Origin of the sequence: Pseudomonas fluorescens (assembly GCF_005938625.1) — a bacterium.
In the GTDB taxonomy this organism is placed as follows: domain Bacteria; phylum Pseudomonadota; class Gammaproteobacteria; order Pseudomonadales; family Pseudomonadaceae; genus Aquipseudomonas; species Aquipseudomonas fluorescens_BD.
In genome coordinates this window covers 50,203-74,557 of the sequence record NZ_VCNJ01000006.1, presented here as the reverse complement: position 1 = coordinate 74,557, position 24,355 = coordinate 50,203, and the positions used below count along the sequence as shown (strand labels likewise).

The window sequence follows — 24,355 nt, the reverse complement described above, 5'->3', positions numbered from 1 at the left end:
CATTCGACTCAGGATTTAGCTCCAGGGAGCACGGATCATGGATTTGAACACCACGGGTGATTTGCTGGAAAAACGTCGTTCGGCTTTGCTCGATTACTGCATTGGAAAGATCAACAGGCAAAAGTACCCGTTCCTGAAAACGCCCGAAGATCTGTTTGAATTGCTGCGTATGGATCCACTGGACACTTATGCCAGGCAAAGCTCATGGGTCGCTGAAGCGATCAGTTGCGTGCAGCAGTATATAAACGCGGTGCATCGCAAACTGGAACCGGGCTTCACCCATTACCAGGTGCCTGTAGAACATCTGGCGCAGTGGGACCTCTACAGCAACTATCCGGACTGGGCGGCAGTACAACTGATCAGCCTCTACCCGGAAAACTACATCAACCCGTTTGTCCGCCAGCGCAAGACCAGCCTGTTCAAAAACCTTGAAAACGACCTCAATCAAGCGCGTTTGAGTGTGGATTCGGTTCAGGCAGCGATACGCGGATATTTGCAAACGTTCGAGCAAACCTGCGATCTGGATGTTCTCAGTTGCTACATGGACGGAGATACGCCTGAACGTGCCGATTACTACTTCATCGGGCGCCAGCGTGTGCAACCGTGCCAGTACTTCTGGCGCAGGGCACAGATCGAGCTGACGCCGACCTGTACGGCGGTCAACCCGGCGGCGTGGAGCGAATGGCAAGCCGTGGACGTTCAGCCCGCCAATCAGGTTCTGGACATACGCCCGGTGTTCTGGAATGGCCGATTGTGTCTGGTTTGGGCGGAGTGGCGAGACCCGGTCGCCGGTAAGGCCAACGGCGAGTCCGGCGAGTCCATAGACGGCAAGCTGGATATCAATCTGGCTTTCATGACGCAGAACGGGCAATGGTCTGCACCGTTGATTGTGCACAGTTCCGCGTACCCGAATGTTGACGGTGCCCGGTTTTCTTTGACTGCCATGGTGGCGACGGTGCGCACCGATTCCGTGGAACCCAAAGGGGTGCTGGGCATCCTGTTCGAAGGGCTCTATGGCACTCTGAAAGTGTCGGCGCGTACGGTTCACGATGTACTGATGCGGCCCGTGACGTATGACGATGTCGCGTGGCTGGACAAGGACTGGGATGAACGCTTCAAACCCACCGAGACCGTTCAGCATCGGCTGCCCAGTCAGGTTGAGATTGTCAGCCGGGTAGTAACAGGCGGTACGATGGCGCCGTTTCTGGGGTTGCGCGTCACGGCACGACGTGAAGGTAGCGGTGCGGCTGGTCGAGATGTACTGGTGGTGCAGGGATTTTGTATGCCAACGGGCCAGTCGACTATCGAGACGCAGAGCATTGCATTGAGGTTGTTGAACCGAACAAATGATGACCCACGAGACGTTACTGCGGATCAACCGATCGCAGGTAACTGGTACATGGACGCTGAAAGGGAGTTCAGTCGGGCGAAAGGAACCTGGTCGAAGGAAACCACTTTCTCTCTCGACGCCGGGGCGTACGGCGTCAAGCAATTCACACTGAATGTTGCCAGTCTGCTGGATTTCATCCCGCCCACTCTGGTGAAGAACACCGTCGATGCCGCCCAGTTTCTCTCATTCAACCAATCGTCGCTAAAGCTGCAATACACCCGCCTGAATTCGCTGTTTGGTCCGGAACTGGTCTGGCGCGCCAATATCTCGGTGGAGGCGGTGTTGCACTGGGACACCCAGTTCATACATGAACCACCGCCGACAGGCAGTGATTTCATCGAGCCAAACGGTGCTTTTGATGGTGCCAACGGGCTGTTTTTCTGGGAATTGTTTGTTCATTTGGCGCACTTTGTAGCGATACGCCTGCGCGATGAGGAACGTTATCTGGAGGCGCAACAGTGGCTGCATTACATTTTTGATCCGCAGGCGATCGAAGAGGACGCCTCGCTGCCGACTAAACCGCGCTATTGGCGCAGCCGACCCTTGGGGATGAATCAAGGCAATGCCGGCTGTGAAGCGCTGGCTCCGGCCGACCCGGATGCCATTGGCTATTCGAAGCCAGTGCACTTCAGAATACTGATGTTTACCGAGTACGTTAAAAATCTGATGGCGTGGGGGGATTGGCATTACCGCCAACTGACGCGAGACAGCCTGGTGGCGGCCAAACTGTGTTACGTGCAGGCTGGCTTTCTGATGGGCAAGGCGCCTGATGCTCGGGTGGTGAGTCATTGGCAAACCGATACGGTCGGCAACCTGCTGTTGCAGTGTGGCACGCGTCCGGCTCTGGAAGCATTCGAACAGACATTCAACTTCAGTCTGGCCGATATTCCGTCCGGCTCCGATACGGCGCCCATGCTTGGGCTATTGGCCTGCGGGCCATTCAAGATTCCCGTCAATCAATCGTTGCTCGACCTGTTTGCCGCGCCGCAGCAGCGCATTTACAACCTGCGTAACAACCTCTCGCTGGATGGCAAGCCTCTGGACATTCCCTTGTTCAGCCCTGCGACTGATCCGAATCAATTGCTGCGCGATCTCGCAGTGGCCGGTGCCGCCGGCCCGAGGCCTTTGGGGGGGCGGTTGGTGGTCAACGCATTCCGTTGGCGCGTGACATTCGAGGTCGCATTGCGGGCCGTGCAAGCACTGCAGGAATACGGCAGTCAGGTGCTCAGTCTGCTTGAGCGTCGCGACCGCGCCGAGCAGGAAGAACTGCAGCAAAACCATCTGGTGGAACTGGGCAGCTACGCACAGACAGTACAAGAGCAATCCATCGCGCAACTGGAGGCGAGCGTAACGGCTCTTGAGCAGAGTCGTACGGTGGCACAGCAGCGCGCTGATGCGTATGCCCAGCGCTATGACGAAAACGTGTCGGCCGTTGAATATCAGGTCATGGCCAGCCTGGATCAGTCGAAGGTGTTTGCGTTGACCGCAAAGGTCACCAAGTCTGTAGGGGCAGTTCTGGCGGCTTTACCAAACGTTTTTGGCCTGGCCAACGGCGGCCATCGTGTTGAAAAAGTGGCCGATGCCGTGTGTTTTGGACTGGAAGTCGCCTCGTCGCTGTTGCAAATCGATGCCGATAAACAGTCAACCACTGAAGGCTATCGTCGTCGCCGGAATGAATGGGGGCTGCAACGCGATCAGGCGCAGGCGGAGGTCGGTGCGATCAATGCACAAATCGAGGCGCAACGGCATGCGGTGGAGGCTGCCCGTTCCAGCCTGGCGCAAACGTTGCGGGCCAACGGCCAGGCATTGGCGGTGTACAACTTTCTGCAAAAGCGTGCGACCAATGCTGAGCTGTACGGCTGGATGATCGGTCAGCTCAAGGCGTTGCATTACCAGGCCTACGATGCGGTACTCAGTTTGTGCTTCAGTGCCCAGGCGTCGTTGAGTGCCGAAACCGGTGATTACGAAACACAGTGGCCGTTGCAGCAGTTCTGGCTGGATCAGCGTCATGGTTTGACGGCCGGCGAGCATTTGCGCGCGTACCTCCTGCGTATGGAAAGAGAGTACCTGCAACGCAACGAGCGACGGCTGGAGCTTGTCAAGACCATTTCGTTGCGCCAATTGTTCGATGATGAAATTGACCCTCAGCCGGGTATTGATAGCTGGACGGATGCGTTGGCGGATCTGCAAACCAATGGCTCGCTGGAGTTCCAGCTCACACAGTTGCTGTTCGACCGCGATCATCCTGGACATTACTGCCGACAGATCAGCGCGATAGAGATTGATCTGCCGGTTCTCACCGGGCCTTACGAGGATGTGCGTGCCTCTCTGGTTCAGCTCGGTAGCATGACGGCCACCAAGGCAACGTCGCAGTCGGTCAAGTATTTGCATGACGTTAAGGCCGGTGGGGCTCCTGTCGAGGTGCAATTCAACCTGCGCAGCGGTCAACAGATCGTCCTTTCCAAGGGCATTGCCGACAATGGTCTGACGGCAATGAAACCTGATGAGGGCTTGCTCAATCCGTTCGAGAATACCGGTGCGGTCTCCAGCTGGAGATTGAATTTCCCTTGGGTCGCACAAGATTCGCAGGCGGCAATGCTGCGCTCCCTTTCGGATGTCGTGGTGCGCGTCTACTACATGGCCAAAGCGGGTGATCCTGCCTTCGGGCGACACGTAGAAGACTTGGTCAGCACGGCTAAAACAGCTGGCGCAAAGCGTCAACGTCAAGGAGCGAGCCGCCATGAGTAACCCAGGGGTTTACGCCAACGAAAGTCTGATTCGTAACGGTAAGTTTAGTCTAGGACTGACTCAATGGAATACGTGGGGGTCGGTCTTCAGAGAGGGAGAGTGGTGGAATGGGGACCAGACGCCCTTTATGGCCGTCAAGAATGGTGGCCTGGCAAGTCAGGACTTGTGGATACCGCAGACTCCCGGTGAAGACGCGCGTTATACGTTGAGTTTCTTGTGCGAAACGAGACACGAAAAATCGGGCTGGGTGTTCATCTTCAAGGGTGAGGAGAAATTGCACGAGATCGAGCTCAAACCGCACAACCCGCTTGGCCACGCCCAAGGCCAGGCCCATCGCGAAGCCGGGCGACCCTTGGAGCTGGAGCTGAAAGAATACATATTGCCTTTGGGGGGGGCGTTCGCTCGCGATGACACGCTGCGTATCGAGATTCACAGCCCGCTGAATAACCAGAATGATCTTTGGTCGAAAATCTGCATTACCCACCTGGACATCCAGCTGCAACTGGATGACTTGAAGCTGCAAGCGGTGCATCTGGATCAAGAGCGCCTGACGTCAGAGCAGAAGGTGTATCTGTGTGTGGGGGCATCGTTGGGCGAGGAAGAAAACCCATTGCCGATGTTCATGCCACACCAGTTGTCGTTTGAGCCCGAGCCAGGCAATGCATGGCTAGGTACCAAAGCCGCTTTGCTCAGCACCGGCAATCCGCTGGATGCGGTCCGAGTGGAGCCCGATTGGGGCGTCGATCAACTTTTGACGTCAGCGTGGTCGGTCCAGGTTCCTGATAAGCCCGATGTTCCCCTGCCCTACGAGCTTTCGCTGAGCTTGCATAACCAGTACCGCGCTGAAGCCTTTCCGATCTGCATATCACTGGGGCATCACCGTCTGGTCTTCAAGGATACACGCGAAGCGGCGTATTACCCGGTGCTGGAACTTGAACAACGTGTGCGATTGGGTGTGCAAGTTGCTTCTTTCTACACCACGCAGTCCATCGAGGGCTGCAAGGTGAACTGGTCGGTGGCGGGGGGCAGAGTGAAAGCTGAGTCCAATACCGATGAACAGGGCTGGGCCTACTACGACTTCGAGCCGAAGGAGGCGGGGCTGGCGGTTATCGAAGCGTCGGTCGAAAGCCTTTATTACGCCAGTGGAGTATGGACTGGAAATTTCAACGTGCCGGTACTGGCCAACGACCCCTGGAAAGACCTGCGGGCCGTGGTCGAAGGTGTCGAGACGGCCTGGGACGCGCAAGGTTATCCGAATCGTGGCACCTCCCATGACCTGCGAGTGCGCCTGCCGCTACCGTCTGGCAGTCCATTGTTGGAAACCGGGTTTTCTTTGCGCTGGAGTGGCGACAGCCCTGAGCAGTTGGGTGTCGATGTCAACCCTGCGCTTGAGGTTCCGGTAGAAGGCACCGGGGCCGATATGGTCTGGACACTGAGCAGTGAGGATAAGCGCGACGGTTCCTTCAAGCTGTCGCTGGCCTGTTCGAAACTGTTGTTGCCGTCGCCTGCCAAACCGATGTCGCTGGCGCGTAATCGGGTCAGGATCGGTGAGGTGCGCGAAGCCAACAGATACCCGATTGTGGACGAAGCCGAAAGTGTGCTGCTGCGGCTGCAGGCCGTGCATGAGACGGTCAGCGGTGACGGTGATCCGGTCACCAACGCGTTGGTCGAGTGGATCATTCCGGAGGGTGAACCGGTGCGCGATGTCACTGGATCCGGTGGTTGGGCGAGTCTGCTGTATACGCCAAAGACCGCCGGCGAACTGACTGTCAAAGCTGTTCTCAGGGCGCATGATGATGCGGTATCGACCGAGCACGACTTCAGCGTCACGGCCATCGCCACGAGCCCTTGGAAAAGCCAGGTCAGCATCTGGCTCGACGATATCGATGTGCAAGGTAATCCGCTTGGTGTGCTTTGTCTGCGTGGCAAGACCCACACGCTGAAAGTCCTGCCCATTGCCGGCAGTGAGTGGTTTGGTCGGAACATCAGTCTGCACTGGCGCGATAACGAGGATCCTGGAATCGGATTGAAACCTGCAGACCTGACAATACCCAAACCGTTGATAGCGCAAGGAGTGCAGTGGGAGCTTGGTTCAGATAAAGCCGACAGTCACAGCAGTTTGTTTGAGCTTGAACTGCGCCTTGAAGCTCTGCCGAGCGTACGCGAATTGTCAGGACGCCTGCTCGCCGAGGATCTCAAGGAGGAAGTAACGCTGATGCTCGATCAGGTGCAGTCCTCGTTGGACGAACGCAGTCTGTACCCCTGTCTCAAGGCTGTTCACCGCTTCAAGGTTTTACCCCATGCCCTGAGTCCCTTGGTCGGGCTCAAGGCATCGTTGATCTGGACGGGCGCATCCGCTGACTCATTGAATGCGAAGGTTGATCCGCGCTGGGATGATCCGCAGACATTGAGCGACGGCGGTGCGACCTGGACGCTGGACTTTGGAGGAAGCGAGAAACCTGCCGAATTTGCCTTGGCGCTGGTCTTGCCGCAGTTGCAATTCGAAGCGGTCGCCAAGCCGATGGTGCTGGACCACAACAAACTCAGGATTGAGGCGTGGCGTGAATCGGCGGTGGATCCGGTCCTGAACCAGGATGCGGCGTGGATGTGGGTGCAGGTCTACTCGCATTACACTGAAAAGCCCGTGGATCAGGCGCCCGTAAGCTGGACAATCGATACCGAACCGCGAGAAATCCCAACCACGGTGGATGGCTGGAGCGGTTTCGAATTCAAGCCGCAAAAAGCCGGCGAGCAGTCGGTGATCGCGACCGTACTCAGTCGCTTTGACGGCTTTGAAGATCGTCGTCCGATGACGGTCAACGCGCTGGCAAGCGATCCCTGGGATGAGCTGGAGGTGCGTCTCGACCTTCAGGACAAACAGCCGGTGGGTACGCAAACGTTCTTCCCCCGGCACAATCTCCAACATAAATTGAACGTCATCGCGCCGAAAGACAGTGCCTTGGTGGGCAAGGATCTGACGTTGGGAATGACGGGCACCGGACCGGCAGCACTGGGCTTGCAATTTGAGGAACCAAGGCTGGGTGATCCCCGACAATTTTCAGATCTTGGACAGACCTATGCGTTCAAGGCGCACGGCTCCACGGACGGAAGTTTTGGCTTGCGCTTTGCGTCCACTCGGCTGGCTCGCCTGTCTCCCATCATTGCGATGTCGCTGGGGCCGGGTGAACACGTGCTGAAAATCGCTGAACGCCAGCGCGTCAACCAGACATTGCTTTGGGGGGCTGAGGTGTCGGAGCAAGTCGAAGTGGTCTCGGTGATCAGCGGCAGGCCGATGGCCGGGGTGAGTGTGACGTGGCGCAGCCCGGATCTTGGCGAAGTGACAACCACCACCAATTATTACGGCGTGGCACGCGTGCGGTTTGTACCGACGACCCCTGGTGCAGTGCAATTGACAGCCACAGTGGGCGACAGCCTGTATTCAGAGTCGATTGCGTTGCCTTATTTCCTGCATCAACCGCGGGAAATTCAGTCACTGCAAAGTGCGGATCCCAGTGGGCATCCGGGCCAGGAAGTTTCAGCACAGATAATTGTGGTTTCCGCGCAGACGGCTGAACCGTTGGTTGATGTCGAGGTGGAGTGGGAATATCCGGACATCAAGATTGCCTCGACGAAAACGGATGCTACCGGCAAAGCCGAGGTCAAGTTCAGGCTTCCTCCGGTCAGGGAGGGGTGGTTGCGCGCGACTGTCAAAGGTGGTTATACCGGATGGGAGGTCAAATCGATAATGTTTACCGCGATTCCAAACGCGGATACCTGGTTGCAGGAGTTCACCCTTTGGCTCAATGGCGAAGAGGTGGATCTTGTTGATGGAAAGTTGATTCTGTCACGCGCCTATACCTACGACCTGGAATTGAGAGTAAGGAAACACAGCTGGTTGATTGGCTGGGCGAGTGTGGCGCTGGAAGATCTGACCGGGGCCGAAGCGTTGGGGCTGAAGTTCGAGCCTGAACTGAAAACCTTGCGTCCGGTGGACGGAGAGCCTATTCGCTGGAGCGTCTCAACCGAGGTATCAGGGCCCGTCGGCGATTTTGCACTGAATTTGACCAGCCCGGATCTCCCTGATCGGTTGTTGCCTGGGCAATTGTCAGCTTTCGATTTAGATAATGAATTTGAAGTCCAATGCAACGGTGTTCCGAAAGCACTAGATGAAGCAGCCTATCCTTGCCTCGGTGCATACAATTCAATACGCATAAAAGTAAAAGCCGACAGTCCTTTATTGGGCCGTTTGGTGAAACTGACGTGGGCGGGAGACAGTGCAGAAAGCCTGGGGATAGAGGTACATCCAAAGGAGGGGCAAATGCTGAGTGCAAAGTGGGTAGAGTGGGCTCTGGACTGCAAAAGAAGCACTCAGGGCGGCAGATTTTCATTGGGGTTGGAGAGTTTTGAAGGAAAGTGGGCTACGACTTCACCATGGCACATGTCGTTGGGTCATCACTTCGTGTCCGCTGAGCGCTGGACGAAAATACATGACGGACCTATCTATTTTTATGAAGAGTACGGAATCAGGGCGATCTCAAGATTCTTGGACACTCCAGCAGAAAACGTTGAAGTTGCCGTCTATCGCGATTACTCGACCACCCCCCAATTTTACAACACCGATAGAACGGGAGAGGTAGTTATAATCGTTACGGGGCAACATATCTCCATGCGTATTAGAAATCGATATAACGGCAGTATCGTTTAGCTCAATTACTACGCTTTAGTGAGGACGAATGCCTCTGAGTCGAGGGAGGCATTTTTTCAATCAAAAGCTTTCCGCCCCCTTCAGCTCGAGATACCGGGACAACAGCTCAGCCCCCAACTTCGCAGCCGGAACATCCACCACTGGAACCCCATGAGCACTCAACCGCTCATGGAGTTCTGCCCGTTCGTTCAGGTAATTCACCGTCCCGCAATAAGCTAGCGCTTCGGGCAAGTTTTGCACCGCTCCTTGGCGTATCGAATCCAGCGCCTCCTCGCGCAGGCTTGCCACCAGCACCCGATGTTGCGCACTCAGGCGTCTAACCGCGCTCAGCAGTTCATCGTCATCTTCATCACGCAAATTGGTCACCAGCACCACCAGTGCCCGGCGCTTTTGTCGGGCCAGCAGTTGATTGACGGCAGCCTGATAATCGGCGGGACGCTGAGTGCTCTCAAGGTCATAAACCGCATTGAGCAGCACGTTCAGTTGGCCGCTACCTTTGACCGGCGCCAGATAGCGCGGTTGCTCGCCGGCAATGGTGCTCAGGCCTACGGCGTCGCCCTGACGCAAGGCCACATAACTGAGCAGCAAACAGGCATTGAGTGCGTGATCGAAGTGCGACAGTTCATCGTCCTGACTGCGCATGCGCCGGCCGCAGTCGAGCATGAAAATGATCTGCTGATCGCGCTCGTCCTGATACTCGCGGGCAATCGGTGTGCGCTGGCGCGCGGTGGCTTTCCAGTCGATCTGGCGCAGGCTGTCGCCTTCACGAAATTCGCGCAGTTGGTGAAATTCCAGGCCCTGACCGCGACGTTGCCGCTGGCGTACGCCGAGCTGGCTGAGCCAGTTGTCCACAGCCAGCAGTTCACCGCCGTAGAGCCGGGCGAAGTCGGGATAGACGCGGGTCTGGTCGCTGACGCTGAGCAGGCGTTTGCCTGACCATAATCCCAAGGGGCTGGGCAGGTTGATTTCGCAGTGGACGAAGCTGAAATGCCCGCGTTTGAGCGGGCGCAGGCGATAGCCGAGCAGACTGCGCTGGCCGGGTTGCAATTGAGTCGCCAGCGGCAGGTTTTCAAAACTCAAGCCTTCTGGCGGGTGGTCGAACAGCTCAATGGGCATCGGTTCGCTGAAGTCATGTTCGACTTCCAGACGCACTTCACCCCAGCGGCCGAGCGCGAGACTGCCGGGCATCTGCCGTGTGATGCGCGGTGTTGGCAGACGTTGCAGGCGCAACGCATCCAGTATCGCCAGGGCCAACAGCGCCAGCAGCAGGCCCCAGTTAACCGATATCAGGCTGGCAGGAATGTCGACTTCCAGCGCCCGCAATGTGCCCAGAACGATGCCGATGACCAGCAGCAAGGCCAGCCAGATCAACAGCAGGCGCGAGGGTTTCACAGTCGCGGCGCCGCAATCTGGTCGAGCAGTTGCTGGAGCACCTGATCGACCTGCAAACCTTCGATGTCCAGCTCCGGGGCGATACGCACCCGATGACGCAGCACGGCCAGCGCGCAACCCTTGATGTCGTCGGGAATCACGAACTCACCGCCGCGCAACAACGCACGGGCACGGGCGCAACGCACCAACGCAATCGAGGCGCGTGGTCCGGCGCCAAGGGTCAGCCCCGGCCAGGTGCGGGTGCTGCGCGCCAGACGCACGGCGTAGTCGAGGACCTGGTCGTCCAGTGGCAAGTCACTGGCAATCCGTTGCAAGGCTTGCACATCCTTGGCTTGCAACACGGTGCGCAACGGCTGCACATCGAGCATGTCAGCGCGGGTCGAACGACAGACCTGGCGCACCATGTTCAGCTCCTGATCGGCGTCAGGGTAGTCCATGCGTACCTTGAGCATGAACCGGTCGAGCTCGGCTTCCGGCAGGGGATAGGTGCCCTCCTGCTCGATCGGGTTCTGCGTGGCCAGGACCATGAACGGTTGCGCGATCGGCAGGGCGCGACCTTCGAGCGTGACCTGACGCTCCTGCATCGCTTCGAGCAAGGCGGCCTGGGTTTTCGCCGGTGCGCGGTTGATCTCGTCGGCCAGCAACAGATTGGTGAACAACGGGCCTTTGCGCAGTTTGAACTGCTCGGTTTGCAAGTCGTACACCGCGTGGCCGGTGACGTCGCTGGGCATCAGATCCGGAGTGAATTGAATCCGCGCGAACTCGCCACCGAAGCAGCGGGCCAGTGCACGTACCAACAAGGTCTTGCCCAGCCCCGGCACGCCTTCGAGCAGCACGTGGCCACCGGCGATAAGTGCTGTCAGCACGTCGTCGATCACCTGATTCTGGCCGATCAAGGCCTTCTGCAATTCGCCGCGCACCGCTTGCGCCAACTGGCTGGCACGCTGGCGTTGCTGGGCGGCGTGGCTGGCGCTGCCGGGCTCGATCTGTTCGGTCATAGCGTGTTCCTCAAGGTTTGCAGGTGGGCGACCTGGCGGCAGAAATCGGCGCTGGAGATCCGCCGGTTCGGCACCGGGCTCAAGGCCTGGCTGATAGCGCGGGTGGATTGCCGGGTCAGGCGCGACAATGCCAGCCATTGTTCGGCAACGTTCAATTGATCAAAGCCGGGATGGCGGCGGCGGGCGCGGCGCAGTACATCCTGTTGCAGGGCTTGCAGCAGCGCCTGCTGGCCGTTGTGGCGCAACAGGAAATCGGCGCTGGCGCGCAGGTGTTCCTGCAACTGTCGCCGCCCGCGCGGGGCCGGCATCTGAAGTGGACCGTGGCGCACACCGACATGCCACAGCCACAGACCAATCAACGCCAGCAGGGCAACGATGGCTTGCGGGAAGTAGCGCCAGAGCAAGGTCAACAGGCCATCGTGCGCGGTGTTGTAGATCAAGGTCACGTCGGTGTCGGCACTCAAATACCAGAGCAGCCAGGCGTTGTCGTATTGGCTGATGCTCTTGTTCTTCCACAATTCGGCATCGGTGACCACGGTGATCGAGCCGAGGCTGTAGGGCAGTTGCATCATGTGCGTGGCCTTGGCGCTGTTGGCCCAGGCTTGCGCCAGATTCTTCGGGTCGTCGAGATGGAAATCGGTGTCGAAGCCGGCGTAGGCCGGTGCGTCTTCGTCTTCCAGATAGAGTCGGGTCAGTTTCGGAAAGCGTTCTGGTTCGACGTCTGCAGGCAAGTCTTTCAGATCCTTGCTCAGGGATTGATGCAGTTGCACCCGGTCGAGCAACAGGTCGTTGCTCTGCTTCGTCTGCTCATCCCACAGCGATTCGGCGACGAACACCAGTCGCCCGCCGGCCCGTGCCCAGTTCAATACCTGATCGACCTGACGCGGGGTCATGTGCGAGCGGTCGTTGAACAGCAGCAATGTATGACGGCGAGGATCAATGTCGGGGAGCACCACGAGGCTTTCGGCATGGCCGACATTCAGGCCGCGTTCGCGCAAAAACAGCTCGGCTGCCAGATAAGGATTGGCTTGCACGGCAGGCGCAGGGCCGTGATCGATTTCTTCCTGATAAGGCGTGGCCTTGAGGTAGAGGAAAATGCTCAACGCGCCCAGCAGCAGAGCGACCAACGCAGCGACCGACCACCCCGTGCGGCGATTCATCGGACGGCTCCGGGGCCGAACAAGGCGCGCCAGCCATCACACAATTCCCGCTGCAGAGGCGCCGCCGGTACGCGATGACCGTAAGCCATGTTCTGCCAGTGGACGGTCAGGCTGCGGCTGAAGGCGAGCAGTTCGGGACGTTGTAATTGCTCGACTTGCGCGAGCACCTGGAGTTCGGTGTCGGCGGGCTTCAGGGTCAGATCGAAATCGTGAAGCAGATGGCTGAGCAGCCCTCGATAGAGCAGGCCCAACGCTGCGCGGGGTTGGCTTTGCCACAGTTGTTCGGCGCTGGCAGCGATGTCGTCAGGCAAGGTGTCGCGGTTCAAGTCCAGACCGAAGGCCTGTTGTGGCAACGCTCGTTTCGCCTTGGCAGGCAGCCTCGGACGGCGGCTGACGAAGGCTTGCAGAAACTCGCGATAACGCCAGAGCAGCCAGCCGATTGCTGCCAGGACCGCGCCCCACAACAACACTTCAATGATCTTCGCCAGCAGATTGAGGTGTTGCCCGTCGAGCCAGCCCAGCAGGGTTTTCAGCCACTGTGGTGCTTCACCCGGTGTTTGCGCTTCGGCAGGTTTCGCCGGGTCTTCGCCGAAGCGATAGCGGGTGACGGATTCCTTGTTCTTGAACGGCGGTTGTTCGAGCAACGCCTTGATGCTGTCCCGGGATGCCTGACTGGTGAGCGGCTGATTCAACAGTCGCGCTGCCTGTGGACTGTCATCAGGCTCGGCTGCCCACGCTGAAGGCACATTCGGCAGCACCAGACAGACCGCCAGCAGCAACCCCAACACACTGTTGTTCAGGCGCTGACGCAGGCGGCGGAACACCAGCTCGATATCCCATGCTTCCAGCTGTGTGCGGCGGTTCAGATAAAGGCTGAAGCCACAGGCGACGTAAATCGGTTCCCACACCACCAGCACCAGCGCATAGAAAACATTGGTCAGGTGTTCGAGCCAGCGCCAATCGTGATCCGCCGCGAATATCAGCGACTGCCAGTCCCAATCCGTTTCGATTTGCTGTGGCAACAGCATGTAGAACAGCACCATCAGGCCGATCCACAATGCGCTCTCCAGGTGCACGCCGATGATGGTCAGCCATTGCGCGGCGCCGGCGTTGCGTTGCAGCAGAACCTGCAGGCGTTGTTGCCGGGCATTGCCGTCGAGGCCTTCGAGTTGCACCACCGGCAGCAGAAAGCTGCGGCTCAAACTCAGGCGGCGCCAGGTCAGGCTGGCCAGCAGTTGCGGTTTGAGCAGGCGCGGCCATTCGCGCAAGGCTTGTTTGAGCGTCGGCGTTTCGCCAAACAGCGCTTTCGACAGGATGTACAGCGGCAGGCGTTCGTACGCCGGTTTCAGCCACCAGAAGATAAACACCGCCAGTGACGGCGAGTCCCACAGCAACAGGCTGAGCAAGGCGAACAGCGGCAGGGTGACGATCGCCCAACTGGTCATCAGCAGCCGCCGATGTTGCTGGCTCATCAGCACGCCGAGGTCCATGGCTTCCCAGGTCGTGCGCGGGCGGATCACCACGGTGGCGTCACTCAGGCGCATGGCGGGTCCTTCCGGCGAACAACAGATAGACCGCGACCAATGCCCAAAGCCCGGCGCCGACCAGATATTTGGTCAGTGGCGTGACGCTGGTTTTCGATGACCAGTAGGCTTCGATAAACGCAGCAATCAGCAGGAACAACATCACGCCGCACACCAGCAGCACACTTTTGCGCGCCGCCCGTTTCAGCGCTTCGCTGCGGGTCAGCCGTGCGGGCGCGATCAACGCCCAGCCGAGTTCCAGGCCGGCCGCGCCGGCGAGGGCAATGGCGGTGAGTTCAAAGGCGCCGTGGGCGATAACGAACGACCAGAAGGTCTGGCCGAAACCGATCTCGCTCAGGTGCCCGGCCACCGCGCCGATGACCATGCCGTTGTAGAGCAGAAAGAACGCACTGCCCACGCCCAGCAACAAGCCGCTGGCGAAGGTCTGAAAGGCAATGCCGATGTTGTGCATCACGTAGTAACCGAACATCACCCAGTCTTCGCTGGCCGCGCGTTCGGCGGGGCGCCCGAGGTGACCGGCGACCGGATCGTACATGCCTTGCATCTCACGCACCTGATCGGCGGGGATCAGGTTGTAGACCAGTTCGGGAAACACATACACCAGCATGCCGACGCCGATCAGGCTGCCAAAGAACAGCAGGCTGGCGACCAGCACAAAAGGCCACTCGGCACGAACCAGTCTGGGGAAGTCGGCGAGGATGAAACTCAGCAGATCGGCGCCGAGTCGGCTGCGATGGCGATACAGTTGTTGATGGCCGCGCAGTACTTGTTGTTGCAGCGAATCAATGAGGAAGCTGCTGTAACCACGCTCCTGAGCCAGCGCCAGATGTTGGCAAAGCCGTCGATAGGCCCTGGGGAAGCCGCCGACTTGCGAGGTGTCCTTGCCACGCTCAAGGCGTTCGAGGGCCAGCGCAAAACGCTCCCATTCGGCCTTGTGGCGACTTTCGAAGAGGCTTTGCTTCATGTCGGGCCCAACAAACCACGAGCGATGCCGTTGAGTTCAGCGACAGCTTTGGGAGCAGAAATATGCAGAGGCTGGGCGAGCAGCGCCGCCAGTTCATTGACCCGCGCTGGCGATAAATCACCTTGGCGCTCGGCAAAGCCCAGCACGGCGCGTTGTTCTGCGAGCGTAAGGGGGACGGGCGAGCGCCGTGGTTCGGCATCAGGCAATTGCGGACGGCTCAGCGGGCGCTCGCTGTAGACCACCAGTGTGCCGGCGGCGATGTCGCCGAGGCGTTTGAAGGCCGGGTGTTGCAGGCAACTGAGGGTGCCGAGGAAGTAGCCGAAGGGCAGCAGATCGACAAAACGCAGCAGGTTGCGCAGCAGCGAGGCCGACCAGCCAATCGGTGTGCCGTCGTCGTGCACCACGCGTAGGCCCATCCACTGTTTACCCGGCGAGCGACCCTGACGCAGCACTTCGAACAGCACCATGTACCACCAACTGATCGCAAACAGCAGCAGCGAACCAAGACCGAGGCCCAGTTTGCCGAGAAACGCCAAAGCGATGAACAGCACGCCCATGATCACGCCGCGAATACCCAGATCGACCGCAAAGGCTACGGCACGCACCATCAACCCGGCGGGACGCAACGGCAGGTCGATGCCCTCCGGTGTTTCGACCTGATGCCGCGTATCCAGCGGCGGGGCCAGCGGTGCTTTCCTTGGCGGTGCTGTGGGCTCGGGCATGGGCTACCTGATGTTCGCCTGTTCGGGGTGCAAGTGAGGCCGATGCTAGCAGCCTCTCGGGGGAAAACGACATAACTATGTATTGCACGGCGAGTGACACACGGTGTTTGAATGTTTCAAGGCTGGCCGCGAGCGCGGTTGAACGCCTAGACTTCGCCGATCTTCAGTTCAGGAACCGCCCGTGACTTCAATCTTCTGGTACGACTACGAAACCACTGGCATCAATCCGCGTAACGATCGCCCGTTGCAGGTGGCCGGGATTCGCACCGATCATGCGCTCAACGAAATCGACGAGCCGGTCAACCTCTACTGCCAGCCCAGCGAAGACATCCTGCCGCATCCGGCGGCGTGCGCGATCACCGGCATCACCCCGAGCCAGCTCGCCGAAAAGGGTTTGAGCGAAGCGGACTTCATGACGCGGGTGCACGCTCAACTGGCGGCACCCGGCACCTGCGGCGCCGGTTACAACACGCTGCGTTTCGACGACGAGATGACTCGTTACAGCCTGTATCGCAATTTCTTCGACCCTTACGCCCGAGAGTGGCAGGGCGGCAACAGCCGCTGGGATCTGATCGATGTGGTACGCGCGGCCTATGCGTTGCGTCCTGACGGACTGGTCTGGCCGACCGATGACGAAGGCCGGGTCACCCTCAAACTCGAACGCCTGACAGCTGCGAACAATATCGATCACGGGCATGCCCACGAGGCGCTGTCGGATGTTCGCGCGACCATCGCCCTGGCCCGGCTGATCCGCGAGAAACAGCCAAAACTGTATGACTGGCTGTTCCAGTTGCGCAGCAAGCAAAAAGTCATGGATCAGATTCGTCTGTTGCAGCCACTGGTGCATGTCTCGGGGCGTTTCTCGGCAGCGCGCAGTTATGTCGGTGTGGTGCTGCCACTGGCCTGGCACCCGAAAAACCGCAATGCCCTGATCGTCTGCGACCTGCATCTTGACCCACAGGGGTTGCTCGATCTTGACGCGCAAACCTTGCGCCAGCGTTTGTATACGCGTCGCGATGATTTGCTCGAAGGCGAGTTGCCGGTGCCGCTCAAGCTGATTCACATCAACCGTTGCCCGGTGGTGGCGCCGCTTGCGGTTTTGCGCGCGCAGGATCAGCAACGTCTGGGGCTGGACATGGCGCTGTATCAACAGCGTGCGCTGCGGCTAACTGACGCACAGCAAGTTTGGAAAGATAAAGTTGCAGAGATTTATGTCAGCGAAGATTTCATTCCGAGCGAGGATCCGGAACAACAGTTGTACGACGGATTTATCGGTGACCGTGATCGGCGTCTATGTGAGCAAGTGAGGAGCGCCGATCCGGCACAACTAGCGCAAGAGCAATGGCCTTTCGATGACGAACGTTTGCCAGAATTACTCTTTCGATATCGCGCACGTAACTTTCCCGAGACGTTGAATTTCGAAGAGCAAGAGCGCTGGAGAATATTTTGTCAGCAGCGCTTGTCCGCGCCTGAATGTGGCGCACCCAATACCTTGAAATCTTTTACCGAGGCGGCCGAGCAATGGTCGCTTAATGCCACGCCGATGCAGAGTGAGGTGCTCAATGAATGGCAGAATTATGTCCAGGCATTGCGCAAACGTTTGAATCTTTGAAATCGAACATGACCGGGCTTAAATGCCGGGCATAAAAAAACGCCAGCATTCGCTGGCGTTTGTTTTTTCGCGGATCGCTCTGCGAAGGTGTTGCGGCTTAGCCCAGCAGGGTAGCCCAGCCTTCAACCACGTCGCCGCCCCACTTGGCTTTCCACTCTTTCAGAGTTTTGTGGTTGCCACCTTTGGTTTCGATGACTTCGCCGTTGTGCGGGTTTTTGTATTGTTTAACTTTGCGAGCACGCTTGGTGCCGGTAGTTTTTACTGCGCCGCCGCGTGGTGCTTTGGTTTTCGACTCTGGGTCCAGCAGCGCGATGATGTCACGCAGGGACTTGGAGTATTCGCCCATCAGGGTGCGCAGTTTGCCTTCGAATTCCAGCTCGGTTTGCAGTTTGTCGTCTTGGGACAGGTTCTTCAAACGAGCTTGCAGCTCTTTGATAGCTTCTTCGGTGGCGCGGTATTCGTTGATCAAGGACATGATTACTACCTTAGTAGAGTGCTGAATGGCAGGGGGACAGTGCCGCAATAATAGTCAGGCTGTTTCATCAAGTAAACATTTAACCGGAGTTTTTATTTAAATTAGTTACGAGAAACTGCCCGCTATTGAATATTCAGTTAAATAGTGTGATCCAGTCATCACAGATATTCACAGTTGGCTGATCAAGCGATGCCGAGGAGGGCGATCAGGTTAACGGTGACTCCAATGAAAAGCCGAAGCGCCGAGCCTGGCGTGTGCCAGCGCTGATGAATACTGCAGTTTTCCCCCGCAGCCGCTAGAATGGCGGCCTTTGCGAAGTTCTGGAGTTTCCCCCTCATGCGCACTTTTCGGCTGGTGATTTCTTGCCCGGACCGCGTTGGCATTGTTGCCAAAGTCAGTAATTTTCTGGCAGCCCACAACGGTTGGATCACCGAAGCGAGCCACCACTCGGACAATCAAGTGGGCTGGTTCTTCATGCGTCACGAAATTCGTGCCGACTCGCTGCCTTTCGGTATTGAAGTTCTGCGCGAGAAGTTTGCGCCGATCGCCGAAGAGTTTTCGATGGACTGGCGCATCACCGACACCGAGCAGAAAAAACGCGTTGTGCTGATGGCCAGCCGCGAATCTCACTGCCTCGCTGACTTGCTGCACCGCTGGCACAGCGATGAACTGGATTGCGAAATCTCCTGTGTGATTTCCAACCACGATGACCTGCGCAGCATGGTCGAATGGCACGGCATTCCTTATTACCATGTCCCGGTCAATCCGCAGGACAAGCAACCGGCCTTCGACGAAGTGTCGCGCCTGGTCAAACAGCACGACGCCGAAGTGGTGGTGCTGGCGCGTTACATGCAGATCCTGCCGCCGGACATGTGCCGTGAATACGCGCACAAGGTCATCAACATTCACCACAGCTTCCTGCCGTCGTTCGTTGGCGCCAAGCCGTACCACCAGGCGTCGCTGCGTGGCGTGAAGCTGATCGGTGCGACCTGCCATTACGTCACCGAAGAGCTGGACGCTGGCCCGATCATCGAGCAGGACGTGGTCCGCGTCAGCCACAGTGACAGCATCGAAGACATGGTGCGTTTCGGCCGTGATGTCGAGAAGATGGTGTTGGCGCGCGGCCTGCGTTATCACCTCGAAGACCGCGTGCTGGTGCACGGCAACAAGACTGTGGTGTTCTGATCGAACTCACACAGGCTTGAAAAACCAAGGGTCTGGGCGTTCAGTCGTCCAGACCCTTGTTCATTTCAGCTTTGAGGAAAAGCCATGACCGATCCACTGGACAAAGCCACTTCCAAAGCGCCGGCGACTTTGGGCGAGGGTTGTTTGAGTCGATATGACCCGGATGACATGAGCCCGGAGGATGGAACCGAGTTTCCCGGTGCCGCCGAGTTGTGGGAACAACTCAAAGAAGAGGATCAGGATGACGCTAAGAAGCCTGTCTGACGTTCATTAGCTTCTTCAACAACGGCCGGCCCAGCATCAATAAAAACACCGGTCCTCCGACCAGCAGATAAAAGTAATACGTCACCACCCGCCAGATCAGAATCGCCGCCGCTGCGGTGGATTTTCCCACCATCGGCGCCAGCAGCGCCGCAGACGTCAACTCCGCCGCCCCTGCACCGCCCGGCAGCAGGCTGAATTGCCCGGCACCCAGCGACAGCATCTGCACCAGAAAACTCCAGGCCCATTGCAAGTCTGCGCCCAGGCCGCGCAACGCCAGATACAACACGCTATAACGCAGCAGCCAATGCACGCACGTCAGGGCGAAGACCTTGATCAGCGTCTGCCAGGGCAACTTCAGGGTGTCGGTAAACGCGGCAAGAAAGTGCAGCAACTTGCGCGCCCAACCGCGTCGGGTGCTGGCCTTGACGTTCATCCTCGCCAACAGACGCCCACTCAGACGAATCAATGCACGGTGATAGCGCGCGACGACTACGCAACTGAACAGGCCGCCAAACAGCGACACGGCGCTGACCGTCAGCAGCCACTCCAGGCGATCGCTGAGGTGCTGGAACAGCGCATAAATCAGAATCCCGCTGAGGGCGCAGAGAAAGAACAGCAAATCACTCAGTTGATCCATGGCAAACACCGCGCTGCCCCGCGCCGGACGAACGCCCGAGCGAGCGAGCAGAGCCATGATTGTCAGCGGCCCGCCGCTGCCGCCGGGTGTCGCACAATAGGCAAATTCGGCGGCCATGACCACGCCAAGGCTTTTCAGTGGCGTGACGCGTTCGCGCTGATCCCCGAGGAGCAGCCGCAGGCGCAGGGTGTTGATGCCCCAGCACAGCAGAATCATGCCGAACATGATCAGCAACCAGTGCAAAGGGAAGCTTTGCAGGCGCGCCCAGGTTTCGCCGCCGCCCAGCACAACGGGAATCAGCACCGCCGCGAGCAGGCCGATGAGCAACAGAACGCCGCGACTCATGCGGCGCGTTCCAGGTGACTGCACTGTTGCGCAAGCCAGTTGATTTTGCTCATAGGTACTCGTCCATCCGCCAACAGTCGTTCAAGGGTTTTCAACCAGTAATCACGGGAGAAACGGTGGCGCATGTCCACAGGGTGCAAGCCTAGCCGAATCACCGCCGTCTCGCGCCAGCGCTGTTGACGCTGCTCGCTGACTATTTTCGACAAGCCACGGCGCCAGGCACTGCGGGCACTCCAGACCAGACCGGGGGCGTCGATAGCGCTGAAATCCGGCAAACGATAAAGATGTTGCGGATCACTGGTGTAGCTCAGCGGTAACTCGCGCAGGGCCTGGCGGGTACCGTCGCTCATCAACCACGCCGGGGCGACGAAACCGTGCAGCGGCCAGTCATGGCGCTGGAAAACTTCGATGCCGTCATGCAGGCGGGCGAGGGCGGTTTCCCGGGACAAACGATAGAACTCGCCTTCATGGGTATAAATACGGCGCATGAACCAGTCGCGCGGTGTTGTCGGGCGGGGCTCCTGGTCATCGTGAAAATAACCGTGCAACGCCAACTCATCGCCACGGGCGACGCGCCTGTCGAGCATTCGACAAAATGCCGGGTGAGCGTCGAGGGTGTTGTGCCGGTGGAAGTTTGGTACGACCAGCCACGTCATCGGCACGTTGCCCAATGCATCGACAGCCTCGACAAACGGTTGGTAATCCGCCCACGTCGACGGAGCCACGTCGTGCAGTACCAGCAACACGGCGGGGTTGTTCATCGATTCAACCATTGGCCACCCGCGGCAGCGTATGCCCAAGTACCGCGTGATAGTGGCCCAGCAAACTGTCGACCACTGTGTCCCAGGCGTAGTGGGTTTCGACATGCTGGCGGGCCTGTGCGCCGAGCTTGCTGCAGCCGCGACTGAACAGTTCGCGCACGGCATTGGCCATCGCCTGCGGGTTGTTTGGCGCGCACAGCAGACCGCAGGACTCCGTGACAATCTCTTCGAACGCGCCGGCAGCCACCGCCACCACGGGAATGCCGCAAGCCATGGCTTCAAGGATCACCAGCCCAAAGGTTTCCTGATCGCCGGCATGGATCAACGCATCGGCACCGGCCATCAACTGCGCGACGCGTGGTGCGGGGCAGAATTCGTCGATCACACTGACGTTGTCCGGCACGGCCGTGGGCATCGACGAACCGACCAGCAGCAAGTGATAGCGCGGGCCGAGGCGTTGCATGCATTGGAGCAGTACCGGGAGGTTTTTCTCTTTCGAACCGCGCCCGGCAAAAATCAACAACCGGGTGCCTTCGGCGATACCCAGTTCTGCGCGCAGTTGCGAGTCGCGGGCACTGGGGTGAAAGGTCTGCAGATCGACGCCCAACGGTTGCACGAAGACATTGCGTACGCCGAGGCCACTAAGCTTGTCAGCCATGACCTGACTGGGTGCCAGGACCCGGTCGAAATTGCCATAAAGCCGGGTGACATACGCCTCGATATTCGGCGTGACCCAATGTCCCATGCGATTGCTGATCAGCAGCGGCAGATCCGAGTGATAGAAGCCGATCACCGGCACATCGAGCTGCCGCCGCGCATCAAGCGCGGCCCAGGCGGTCAGATAAGGGTCACCGACTTCGATCAGATCAGGCTGTAAATCCTGCAGGACATTTCGCCAAGGCGCGAGGCGCAGCGGGAAGCGATACCCTTTGCCGAAGGGCAGGGCGGGGGCGGGAACCGTGTAAACGCCGTCGTCTTCGCCCAAATGCGCACCTGGAATCAACAGGCTGTGGCGAATGCCGGGTTTGACGCCCAACCGGCGGTGTTTGGCATCCAGATAAGTGCGCACGCCACCGCTGGCCGGGGCGTAGAACATGGTGATGTCGGCGATATGCACGGTGATCAACCCTCCGCTGCGTGGTTCTCCCTTGGTTGACCTTTATCAAGAATAGATGTTCGGTCGGGATTGCGCGGTAGAGCTGAAGAGCACCCTCACCCTAACCCTCTCCCGGAGGGAGAGGGGACTGACCGAGGTGGATGTTGGAGTTACACCGACTTGAGAGACCTGAGTCGAACTCAGGTCTGGAAACCCCCCCGATCGGCTCCCTTTCCCCCTCGCCCCCCTGGGGGCGGTCCGACGTTTCGGGAGGGCTGGGGTGAGGGGGTAGGCCTTTGATCTTAAATGCGGAAACTGCCAACCAACTGCTTCAACCGCGAAGCCTGCTGCTCCAGATCCGAACAAGCCCGCAACGTCGCCTGCAAGTTCTCCACGCCTTCCTGGTTCAGCGTGTTGATCTCGGTGATATCGACGTTGATCGACTCGACAACAGCGGTCTGCTCCTCGGTCGCCGTGGCCACCGACTGGTTCATCCCGTCGATCTCGCCAATGCGCTGCGTCACGCTGTTCAAGCGCTCCCCGGCAAGGTTGGCAATTTCCACGCTGTCCTGGCTGTGACGCTGGCTGTCGCTCATGGTGCTCACCGATTCACGGGCGCCGACTTGCAGCTCCTCAATCATGGTCTGTACCTGTTGCGCCGATTCCTGGGTGCGATGGGCCAGATTACGCACTTCATCCGCCACCACGGCAAACCCACGGCCGGCCTCACCGGCTCGCGCCGCTTCAATTGCCGCGTTAAGCGCGAGCAAGTTGGTTTGCTGGGAAATGCTGGTGATCACTTCAAGAATCTGACCAATGTTCACGGTTTTGCTGTTCAGCGACTCGATGTTGCTGCTCGACGCGCTGAGCATGCTCGACAGTTGATTCATCGCTTTGATGCTGCGATCGACCACTTGCTGACCGTCTTCAGCCAGACCGCGAGCATCGCTGGCCTGATTCGACGCTTGTGCGGCGTTGCGGGCGATTTCCTGCGCGGCGGCGCCGAGCTGGTTGATCGCCGCGGCGACACTGCTGGTGCGTGAGGCTTGCTGGTCGGAGTTGTACATCGACGAGTTCGACGCCGCGACCACGCGCAGGGCGACTTCGTTGACTTGCCCGGTCGCCGAAGACACTTCGCGGATCGAGCCGTGAATGCGTTCGACGAAACGGTTGAATGCGGTTCCGAGGATGCCGAACTCATCGTTATTGACGATGGTCAGGCGTTTGGTCAGGTCGCCTTCACCGTCAGCGATGTCTTCCATGGCGCGGGTCATCACGTGCAGCGGCTGGATCAGGAGGCGGATCAGCATGCCGAGCAGGGCGATGATGATCGCCACCGCGATCACGGTGGCGATCACTGCCGAGGTGCGGAACTGACTGAGCATGGCGAAAGCCTGATCCTTGTCCACCGACAGACCGATGTACCAGTTCACCGACGGCAAACCCTTGATCGGCGCGAACGTGACAATGCGCGTCTTGCCATCGACGGTGACTTCGCTGAAGTCGCTGCTGATGCGCGGGGTGTCCTGCGGATAGGCTTCTTTCAGTGATTTCATCACCAAGGCCTTGTCCGGGTGCACGAGGATCTTGCCGTCGGCGCTGACCAGGAACACATAACCCATGCCGTCGAAATCCCGGGCGGCGAGGGTATCGACCAGCGATTGCAGACTCAAGTCGCCACCGACCACGCCCACGCTCTGACCAGCCTTTTTCGAGGCTGTGGCGATGGAAATGATCAGTTGGCCAGTAGCGGCGTCGATGTACGGCTCGGTCAGGGTCGAAGTGCTGCTGCTCTCGGCACCTTTATACCAAGGGCGCACGCGCGGATCGAAACCGTCCGGCATCTTCGTGTCCGGGCGGATGGTGAAGTGCCCGGTGGCATCGCCCAGGTAGGTCGCCATAAACGTCGAGGTCAGGGTTTTCTGTTCCAGCAGACTGGCGACGTTGGCGGGCTCGGGGTTGATGGCGATGTTCTGGGCGGCGTTCTCGACCAGCAGAATGCGGCCACTGAGCCAGGTCTGGATATTGCCGGCAGTGACTTCGCCCATCTCGTTGAGATAGTTGTTCAGGTCATCGCGGATCGCATTGCGCTGCAACCAGTCGTTGTACAGCGTAAAGGAGGCGAAAGCGGCGATGACGATGAGGGCGGCGGCAAGCAAAATTTTATGGCTGAAGCGCAGATTTTTGTTCATGGCTTGGGGTTCCGCTAAGGTCTTAATGTCCAGGGCGTGCTTTTATAGAAGCGCGCAAAATGGGCAAGGGTGAAAACAAGCTGATATTTCCGTCTCTCCTTAGGGAAATGTCCGGCCTGACTTGTGGTCGGGGTCTCTCACTCCTCTTTATCGGCCATGCGCAAT

Annotated in this window: 16 protein-coding genes and 1 pseudogene; 5 read left to right on the top strand and 12 right to left on the bottom strand. The window is 58.8% G+C overall.

Going from position 1 to position 24,355, the window contains the following annotated elements:
* Window positions 1–37: 37 nt before the first annotated feature.
* Together FGA82_RS05770 and FGA82_RS05765 are read left to right on the top strand one after the other, a co-directional pair.
* Window positions 38–4,138 (top strand): neuraminidase-like domain-containing protein, encoded by a 4,101-nt coding sequence (locus FGA82_RS05770; protein ID WP_141126340.1) that lies wholly within the window; start codon window positions 38–40, stop codon window positions 4,136–4,138.
* Entirely contained in the window at window positions 4,131–8,843 is a 4,713-nt protein-coding gene (locus FGA82_RS05765) for an Ig-like domain-containing protein (RefSeq protein ID WP_141126339.1), read from the top strand. Before FGA82_RS05770 ends, FGA82_RS05765 begins: the two co-directional genes overlap by 8 nt.
* Window positions 8,844–8,903: 60 nt before the next feature.
* On the opposite strand, the gene FGA82_RS05760 is transcribed toward FGA82_RS05765, so the two are convergent.
* From FGA82_RS05760 to FGA82_RS05735, 6 genes are read right to left on the bottom strand one after another with little or no spacing between them, the layout of a single operon-like run.
* Window positions 8,904–10,235, bottom strand: a complete 1,332-nt coding sequence (locus tag FGA82_RS05760; RefSeq protein WP_141126338.1) for a DUF58 domain-containing protein — start codon at window positions 10,233–10,235, stop codon at window positions 8,904–8,906.
* Complete coding sequence (locus FGA82_RS05755) at window positions 10,232–11,233, bottom strand: AAA family ATPase (RefSeq protein ID WP_141126337.1); 1,002 nt, start codon at window positions 11,231–11,233, stop codon at window positions 10,232–10,234. Before FGA82_RS05755 ends, FGA82_RS05760 begins: the two co-directional genes overlap by 4 nt.
* Window positions 11,230–12,393, bottom strand: a complete 1,164-nt coding sequence (locus FGA82_RS05750; protein ID WP_141126336.1) for a DUF4350 domain-containing protein — start codon at window positions 12,391–12,393, stop codon at window positions 11,230–11,232. Before FGA82_RS05750 ends, FGA82_RS05755 begins: the two co-directional genes overlap by 4 nt.
* Entirely contained in the window at window positions 12,390–13,937 is a 1,548-nt protein-coding gene (locus FGA82_RS05745; protein ID WP_141126335.1) for a DUF4129 domain-containing protein, read from the bottom strand. Before FGA82_RS05745 ends, FGA82_RS05750 begins: the two co-directional genes overlap by 4 nt.
* Window positions 13,924–14,901 carry a stage II sporulation protein M gene (locus tag FGA82_RS05740; RefSeq protein ID WP_141126334.1) on the bottom strand — a complete coding sequence of 326 codons (978 nt, stop codon included), beginning with the start codon at window positions 14,899–14,901 and terminating at the stop codon, window positions 13,924–13,926. The genes FGA82_RS05745 and FGA82_RS05740 overlap by 14 nt, the downstream gene beginning before the upstream one ends.
* Window positions 14,898–15,623, bottom strand: coding sequence for an RDD family protein (locus FGA82_RS05735; RefSeq protein ID WP_141126333.1), 726 nt, complete (start codon window positions 15,621–15,623; stop codon window positions 14,898–14,900). Before FGA82_RS05735 ends, FGA82_RS05740 begins: the two co-directional genes overlap by 4 nt.
* Before the next feature lie 181 nt (window positions 15,624–15,804).
* On the opposite strand from FGA82_RS05735, the gene sbcB reads away from it, so the two are divergent.
* On the top strand, window positions 15,805–17,235 hold the full coding sequence (gene sbcB, locus FGA82_RS05730; RefSeq protein WP_141126332.1) for an exodeoxyribonuclease I: 1,431 nt from the start codon (window positions 15,805–15,807) through the stop codon (window positions 17,233–17,235).
* A 97-nt stretch (window positions 17,236–17,332) separates the two neighbouring features.
* On the opposite strand, the gene mvaT is transcribed toward sbcB, so the two are convergent.
* Complete coding sequence (gene mvaT / locus FGA82_RS05725; protein WP_007933316.1) at window positions 17,333–17,710, bottom strand: histone-like nucleoid-structuring protein MvaT; 378 nt, start codon at window positions 17,708–17,710, stop codon at window positions 17,333–17,335.
* A 336-nt stretch (window positions 17,711–18,046) separates the two neighbouring features.
* Between mvaT and purU the strand changes: the two genes are divergently transcribed.
* Together purU and FGA82_RS05715 are read left to right on the top strand one after the other, a co-directional pair.
* On the top strand, window positions 18,047–18,895 hold the full coding sequence (gene purU, locus FGA82_RS05720; protein WP_007912774.1) for a formyltetrahydrofolate deformylase: 849 nt from the start codon (window positions 18,047–18,049) through the stop codon (window positions 18,893–18,895).
* Between the two features lie 84 nt (window positions 18,896–18,979).
* Window positions 18,980–19,159 (top strand): hypothetical protein, encoded by a 180-nt coding sequence (locus tag FGA82_RS05715; protein ID WP_141126331.1) that lies wholly within the window; start codon window positions 18,980–18,982, stop codon window positions 19,157–19,159.
* Here the strand turns inward: FGA82_RS05715 and FGA82_RS05710 are convergent.
* The 5 genes and pseudogenes from FGA82_RS05710 to FGA82_RS32825 form a co-directional block, all read right to left on the bottom strand.
* Complete coding sequence (locus FGA82_RS05710) at window positions 19,143–20,141, bottom strand: lysylphosphatidylglycerol synthase transmembrane domain-containing protein (RefSeq protein WP_141126330.1); 999 nt, start codon at window positions 20,139–20,141, stop codon at window positions 19,143–19,145. The two genes, FGA82_RS05715 and FGA82_RS05710, sit on opposite strands and share 17 nt — an antisense overlap.
* Entirely contained in the window at window positions 20,138–20,914 is a 777-nt protein-coding gene (locus FGA82_RS05705; RefSeq protein ID WP_141126329.1) for a DUF2334 domain-containing protein, read from the bottom strand. The genes FGA82_RS05710 and FGA82_RS05705 overlap by 4 nt, the downstream gene beginning before the upstream one ends.
* Window positions 20,907–21,998, bottom strand: a complete 1,092-nt coding sequence (locus FGA82_RS05700) for a glycosyltransferase family 4 protein (RefSeq protein WP_171057246.1) — start codon at window positions 21,996–21,998, stop codon at window positions 20,907–20,909. Before FGA82_RS05700 ends, FGA82_RS05705 begins: the two co-directional genes overlap by 8 nt.
* A 302-nt stretch (window positions 21,999–22,300) precedes the next feature.
* On the bottom strand, window positions 22,301–23,065 hold the full coding sequence (locus FGA82_RS32830; RefSeq protein ID WP_371043227.1) for a methyl-accepting chemotaxis protein: 765 nt from the start codon (window positions 23,063–23,065) through the stop codon (window positions 22,301–22,303).
* Window positions 23,066–23,158: 93 nt separating this feature from the next.
* Window positions 23,159–24,190: pseudogene (locus tag FGA82_RS32825) on the bottom strand (HAMP domain-containing protein); the annotation flags it as partial.
* Between the last annotated feature and the right edge of the window lie 165 nt (window positions 24,191–24,355).

Excerpts from the sequence above, each read along its gene's own strand:
- FGA82_RS05765 (WP_141126339.1), top strand. The coding sequence starts at position 4,131 with ATGAGTAACCCAGGGGTTTACGCCAACGAAAGTCTGATTCGTAACGGT.
- FGA82_RS05755 (WP_141126337.1), bottom strand. The coding sequence starts at position 11,233 with ATGACCGAACAGATCGAGCCCGGCAGCGCCAGCCACGCCGCCCAGCAA.
- FGA82_RS05710 (WP_141126330.1), bottom strand. The coding sequence starts at position 20,141 with ATGAGTCGCGGCGTTCTGTTGCTCATCGGCCTGCTCGCGGCGGTGCTG.
- FGA82_RS05715 (WP_141126331.1), top strand. The coding sequence starts at position 18,980 with ATGACCGATCCACTGGACAAAGCCACTTCCAAAGCGCCGGCGACTTTG.
- FGA82_RS05700 (WP_171057246.1), bottom strand. The coding sequence starts at position 21,998 with ATGTTCTACGCCCCGGCCAGCGGTGGCGTGCGCACTTATCTGGATGCC.
- FGA82_RS05745 (WP_141126335.1), bottom strand. The coding sequence starts at position 13,937 with ATGCGCCTGAGTGACGCCACCGTGGTGATCCGCCCGCGCACGACCTGG.
- purU (WP_007912774.1), top strand. The coding sequence starts at position 18,047 with ATGCGCACTTTTCGGCTGGTGATTTCTTGCCCGGACCGCGTTGGCATT.
- mvaT (WP_007933316.1), bottom strand. The coding sequence starts at position 17,710 with ATGTCCTTGATCAACGAATACCGCGCCACCGAAGAAGCTATCAAAGAG.
- FGA82_RS05770 (WP_141126340.1), top strand. The coding sequence starts at position 38 with ATGGATTTGAACACCACGGGTGATTTGCTGGAAAAACGTCGTTCGGCT.
- FGA82_RS32830 (WP_371043227.1), bottom strand. The coding sequence starts at position 23,065 with ATGTACAACTCCGACCAGCAAGCCTCACGCACCAGCAGTGTCGCCGCG.
- FGA82_RS05705 (WP_141126329.1), bottom strand. The coding sequence starts at position 20,914 with ATGGTTGAATCGATGAACAACCCCGCCGTGTTGCTGGTACTGCACGAC.
- FGA82_RS05735 (WP_141126333.1), bottom strand. The coding sequence starts at position 15,623 with ATGCCCGAGCCCACAGCACCGCCAAGGAAAGCACCGCTGGCCCCGCCG.
- FGA82_RS05740 (WP_141126334.1), bottom strand. The coding sequence starts at position 14,901 with ATGAAGCAAAGCCTCTTCGAAAGTCGCCACAAGGCCGAATGGGAGCGT.
- FGA82_RS05750 (WP_141126336.1), bottom strand. The coding sequence starts at position 12,393 with ATGAATCGCCGCACGGGGTGGTCGGTCGCTGCGTTGGTCGCTCTGCTG.